The sequence below is a fragment of the Streptomyces phytophilus genome (assembly GCF_013870535.1).
Taxonomy (GTDB): Bacteria; Actinomycetota; Actinomycetes; order Streptomycetales; family Streptomycetaceae; genus Streptomyces; species Streptomyces phytophilus.
In genome coordinates, this window is the sequence record NZ_JACBXC010000406.1 from 1 (window position 1) to 4,769 (window position 4,769).

A 4,769-nucleotide genomic window follows, 5' to 3' on the forward strand; every position below is an offset into this window, starting at 1 on the left:
GCGCCGCGCCGTGTCAGAGCCGGCGGAAGTTGAGGGTCTCGCCGAGCGCGCCGGCCCGCCACAGGTCCTGGCAGGCGGCGGCCATCTCGTCCAGGCCCTCCACGACCGAGCCCCAGACGATGCCGGGGACCCACCCGGAGTCGCCGTTGATGAGCAGGTTGTTCCGCTCGTAGAAGAGCGCGAGGTCGACGACGCTCGTGCGGCCCTGGTGCTTGGCCTCCGTCTCGTAGCCGTAGCTGGCGGTGCCGAGCACGGTGTCGGTGAAGCTGAAGTAGCACAGGTCCCCGGGGATCGGGGTGACCGTCGGGTTCTCCAGCGGCGGTTCGGCTTCCGCGAAGGCCGGGAGCAGGGCGTAGATCTCGTTGCGGGCGTATTTCGCGTGGTAGACGTCGCCGCCGAGCGGGAGCGCGTCCCACACCGCGGCACACGTCACGGGGGCTCTGTCGTCGAGCAGCTTCGCCGTGCAGCGAACACCGCGCTTGGCCAGAGAGACCTCGACAAATCGTGCAGACATGCACCACTCCCTCGTTCGGTGTATCCCACGATAACGGGAGGATCACCGCCCGGAACCGACCCGCATAACTTCGGCGGGGGCGGGTAGCCGCGCGCCCATGGTTCTACGTGGTGAGAACGAGACGAGAAGCGGGCCGGGCGGGCTGAGGCGCCGCACGCTGCTCGCATCAGCCGCCGCCGCCGGCGCGGCCGGCACGATCGGCGGCGCCGCCGGTTGCAGCCGGACTGCCGAGGCGGACGGCACCGTCGAAGGGGGTGACCTGCTCGAACAGCTGCGGGACCGCGGCGTCGTCAAGGTCGGCATCGCCGGCGAGGTGCCCTTCGGCTATATCAACGAGGACGGCGACGCCGTCGGGGAGGCGCCGGCGATCGCCGAGGTCGTCTTCAAGCGGCTGGGGATTCCCAAGATCGAACCGGTGCCGGTGGAGTTCGGGGCGTTGATCCCGGGGCTCAAGGTGGCGCTGTTCGACGTGGTGTCCGCGGGAATGTACATCAACCCGGACAGATGTGCCCAGGTGCTCTTCGCGGATCCCGACTATCTGATGTTGGACGCCTTCATCGTCAAGAAGGGCAACCCGCACGGCATCAAGGATTACAAGGACATCGCCGACCAGGGTCTGAAGCTGGCGAGCGGCACCGCGTACGCCGAGATCGACTACGCCAAGGCCAACGGGGTCAAGGAGGTCCTGGTCCTGCCGGACCAGGTGGCCGGGCTCGAAGCCGTCGAGCAGGGGCGCGTGGACGCCTTCGCCGGCACCAACGTCACCGTGTTCAACGCGGTCAAGGGCTCCAAGCGGGCCGAGAGCACGAAGCCCTTCCAGCCGATGGTCGACGGCGAGCCCGCCTACGGCGCCGGCGGCTTCGCCTTCCGGCTGTCGGAGAAGAACCTGCGCGACGCCTTCAACGAGGAGTTGCACAAGCTCAAGGAGAGCGGCGAGCTGCTCCGCCTCGTCAAGCCCTTCGGTTTCACCGAGCGGGAGATGACGGACAAGACCGTGAAGGAGCTGTGTCCCTGATGATGACCTGGGATTTCTTCACGGAGTGGTTCCTTCCGGGCATCTGGATCACCATCCAGGTGCTGGTCTACAGCGCGCTGCTGTCCGCCCTGGTGGCGTTCGTCGTCGGTACGCTGCGGACCTCGCGGTTCTGGATCGTGCGGTTCCTGGCCGGCACGTACTTCGAGATCTTCCGCGGCATGTCCGCGCTGATCTTCATGTTCTGGATGGCCTTCGCGGTGCCGCTGATGCTCGGCTGGCAGTTCGTGCCGCTGTGGTCCGGCACCCTGGCGCTCGGCCTGACCTACGGCGCGTACGGCTCCGAGATCGTCCGCGGCGCGCTGGCGGCGGTGCCCGCGGCGCAGCGGGAGGCGGGCATCGCGCTCAGCTTCACCCGCTGGCAGCGGCTGCGCCGCATAGAGCTTCCGCAGGCGTGGCCGGAGATGATCCCGCCGTTCAACAACCTGCTGATCGAGCTGCTGAAGGGCACGTCGCTGGTGTCGGTCATCGCCGTCGCCGACATGACGTTCGCCGGGAACCTGCTGCGGCTGGCGAAGAACGAGAGCGCGCCGATCTACACGCTGCTGCTGGTCCTCTACTTCATTCTCGCGTTCATCCTCACCCGCCTCATGCGGATGCTGGAGCGCCGGGCCAAAGCGGGGGTGGGCCGGGCTCCGGAGAAGAAGAACGGCTTGCTCTCGCGCAAGCTCAGCCCCAGCGGTGAGTCCATGCAGGCGAGCACTCAAGGCGCTGGAGGTCTGGGATGACGTTCGACTGGGATGTCGTCGACGAGTTCATGCCGCGGTTCTGGGACGGCGTGCTCGTCACGCTCCAGGCCCTGGCGCTCGGCACGCTGATCGCCTTCGCCCTCGGCCTGGTCTGGGCCATGGCGCAGCGCGCGCCGCAGCGGTGGATCCGCTGGCCGGTGACCGCGGTCACCGAGTTCATCCGGAACACGCCGCTGCTGGTGCAGCTGTTCTTCCTGTTCTACGTGGTGCCCCAGTGGGGCCCGTCCATGTCCCCGCTCACCACCGGCATCGTCGGCCTGGGCCTGCACTACTCGACGTACACCGCCGAGGTCTACCGCGCGGGCATCGAGGGCGTACCGGTCGGCCAGTGGGAGGCGGCGAAGGCGCTCAGCCTGTCCCGCGGGCGGACGTGGTCGTCCGTGATCCTGCCGCAGGCCATCCGCCGGGTGGTGCCCGCACTGGGCAACTACGTGGTCGCGATGCTCAAGGACTCGCCGATGATCGCCGTCATCGGCGCGCTGGACATGCTGGGCGAGGCCCGGCAGTTCAGCAACGAGACCTTCACCACCGAGGCCATCACCGTCGTGGGCGTGGCGTTCATCGTGATCGCGTACCCCGCTTCCCTTTTGATCCGAGTCCTGGAGCGTCGTCTTGTCAACAACACCTGACTCCACCACCGAGAACCCGCCCGTCGACGGCAGCGAACTGATCCGCTTCGACAACGTGACCAAGCGGTTCGGCGACAACGTCGTCCTGGACGACCTGTGCTTCGACGTGTCGTCGGGCAAGCACGTGACGCTCATCGGGCCCTCCGGGTCGGGCAAGACGACGATCCTGCGGCTGCTGATGACCCTCGTGGAGCCGGACAGCGGCACCATCAAGGTCAACGGCGACCACCTCTTCCACGAGGAGCGCAACGGCAAGCTGGAGCCGGCGGGCGAGAACCACATCCGCGAGGTGCGCAAGAACATCGGCATGGTGTTCCAGCAGTTCAACCTCTTCCCGAACATGAAGGTGATGCGCAACATCACCGAGGCCCCGGTGCACGTGCTGGGCATGGCGAAGGACGAGGCGGAGACCCGGGCGCGGGAGCTGCTGGAGCTGGTGGGCCTCACCGAGCACATCGACAAGTACCCCACCCAGCTCTCCGGCGGCCAGCAGCAGCGCGTGGCGATCGCCCGCGCGCTGGCGATGCGCCCGCAGGTGCTGCTGCTGGACGAGGTCACCTCGGCGCTGGACCCGGAGCTGGTCGCGGGCGTGCTGGACCTGCTGCGGGACATCGCGCAGACCACGGACATCACGATGCTGTGCGTCACCCACGAGATGAACTTCGCGCGGGACATCTCCGACGACGTGCTGATGTTCGACGCCGGGAAGATCATCGAGTCCGGACCGCCGGAGAAGATCTTCAGCGAGCCGGAGCAGGAGCGCACGCAGCAGTTCCTGAACGCGATCCTCTGAGGCACGGCGGACGCCACCGGACGGGCGTCCTCCGGTGCCGGAGGGCGCCCGCCGGCGTGCCGTCCGGGGAACGCGGGCCGGGGTGACGCCCGGACGCGGGGACCCGGGGGCGAACGCGTGGGTGACGGTGGGGAGTTGTGCGGCTACGGTGGGATACGGCCCGCGGTGAGGTCGACGGGACTTCGGGGCCTGCCAGGAGTGGGGAGACCACGTGGCGGTCCTGCACCCGGATCCCGGGGACCAGCCCCCGGGCCGGCGACCGGAGCCGGCGGACGACGCGTCGGCGGCGCCCTTCCCCGCCGTACGGCACGCCTTCCGCGTGCTGGAGTCCGCGTCCCGGCACGGCGGCGAGGGAGTGTCCGTCGCCCTGCTCGCCCGCGAGACCGGCCTGCCGCCGGGGCAGTTGGCGCAGCTGCTGCTGACGCTGCGCGGGCAGCGCTACCTGGAGCGGCTGGAGGACGGCTCGTACGCGATCGGCGAGGCCGTGGCGCTGCTCGGCGCGGGCGGGAGCCGGACGCGGGCGGTCCACGACAAGCTGCAGCGGGGGATGAACGACCTGCGGAAGGCGACGCGGGCGGCGATCTACCTGGGCCGGTACGAGGACGGGGAGGTCCGCGTCACGCAGATCGCGGACGCGCCGGGGACGCCGCGGGTGAACGAGTGGGTGGACTTCCGCTCGGCGGCGCACGCGACGGCGATAGGCAAGTGCCTCCTGACCCAGCTGGACCACGACGCCCGCCGCGAACACCTCTCGCGGCACCGCACGGCGCGGCTGACGTCGCGGACGATCACGAGTGAGAAGGCGGTGCTGGCGGCGCTGGACCGCCAGGTGGCGACGGTCCCGACCCTGGACCTCCAGGAGTACGCGGTGGGCACGGTCTGCGCGGCGGTCCCGCTGACGGCGGGCCGCGAGGTGGGCTGCGTGGCGCTGTCGCTCCCGGTCCACCAGACGCACCGCCTCCGGGCGGCGGCGGAGAAGCTGAACACGGAGGCGGGGAACCTGCTGCTGGCGCTGTCGCTGTAGCGCGGGCCGGCAGGGCTGCGGAGGCTG

The 4,769-nt window shown here is 69.6% G+C and carries 6 protein-coding genes; 5 read left to right on the top strand and 1 reads right to left on the bottom strand.

Annotated elements, in window-relative coordinates:
- Positions 1 to 13: 13 nt before the first annotated feature.
- Complete coding sequence (locus tag H5J30_RS17935) at positions 14 to 514, bottom strand: DUF3830 family protein (protein WP_181788429.1); 501 nt, start codon at positions 512 to 514, stop codon at positions 14 to 16.
- Between the two features lie 97 nt (positions 515 to 611).
- Here H5J30_RS17935 and ehuB point away from each other — a divergent pair, with 97 nt between their 5' ends.
- The 5 genes from ehuB to H5J30_RS17960 all read left to right on the top strand — a co-directional run bounded on the left by ehuB (position 612) and on the right by H5J30_RS17960 (position 4,742).
- Positions 612 to 1,529: an ectoine/hydroxyectoine ABC transporter substrate-binding protein EhuB gene (gene ehuB, locus H5J30_RS17940; protein WP_181788430.1), complete on the top strand. Its 918-nt coding sequence runs from the start codon at positions 612 to 614 to the stop codon at positions 1,527 to 1,529.
- The gene (ehuC, locus tag H5J30_RS17945) at positions 1,529 to 2,275 is read left to right on the top strand and encodes an ectoine/hydroxyectoine ABC transporter permease subunit EhuC (RefSeq protein WP_181788431.1); all 747 of its coding nucleotides are present in this window, start codon (positions 1,529 to 1,531) and stop codon (positions 2,273 to 2,275) included. Before ehuB ends, ehuC begins: the two co-directional genes overlap by 1 nt.
- Positions 2,272 to 2,925, top strand: a complete 654-nt coding sequence (ehuD, locus tag H5J30_RS17950) for an ectoine/hydroxyectoine ABC transporter permease subunit EhuD (protein ID WP_181788432.1) — start codon at positions 2,272 to 2,274, stop codon at positions 2,923 to 2,925. The genes ehuC and ehuD overlap by 4 nt, the downstream gene beginning before the upstream one ends.
- Positions 2,909 to 3,718: an ectoine/hydroxyectoine ABC transporter ATP-binding protein EhuA gene (gene ehuA, locus H5J30_RS17955; RefSeq protein ID WP_181788433.1), complete on the top strand. Its 810-nt coding sequence runs from the start codon at positions 2,909 to 2,911 to the stop codon at positions 3,716 to 3,718. The genes ehuD and ehuA overlap by 17 nt, the downstream gene beginning before the upstream one ends.
- Positions 3,719 to 3,929: 211 nt before the next feature.
- A complete protein-coding gene (locus H5J30_RS17960; protein ID WP_181788434.1) occupies positions 3,930 to 4,742 on the top strand; it encodes an IclR family transcriptional regulator in 813 nt (270 codons plus the stop codon).
- Positions 4,743 to 4,769 lie beyond the last annotated feature (27 nt).

Coding starts and splice junctions, on each gene's coding strand:
- H5J30_RS17935 (WP_181788429.1), bottom strand. CDS start 514: ATGTCTGCACGATTTGTCGAGGTCTCTCTGGCCAAGCGCGGTGTTCGC.
- ehuB (WP_181788430.1), top strand. CDS start 612: ATGGTTCTACGTGGTGAGAACGAGACGAGAAGCGGGCCGGGCGGGCTG.
- ehuC (WP_181788431.1), top strand. CDS start 1,529: ATGATGACCTGGGATTTCTTCACGGAGTGGTTCCTTCCGGGCATCTGG.
- ehuD (WP_181788432.1), top strand. CDS start 2,272: ATGACGTTCGACTGGGATGTCGTCGACGAGTTCATGCCGCGGTTCTGG.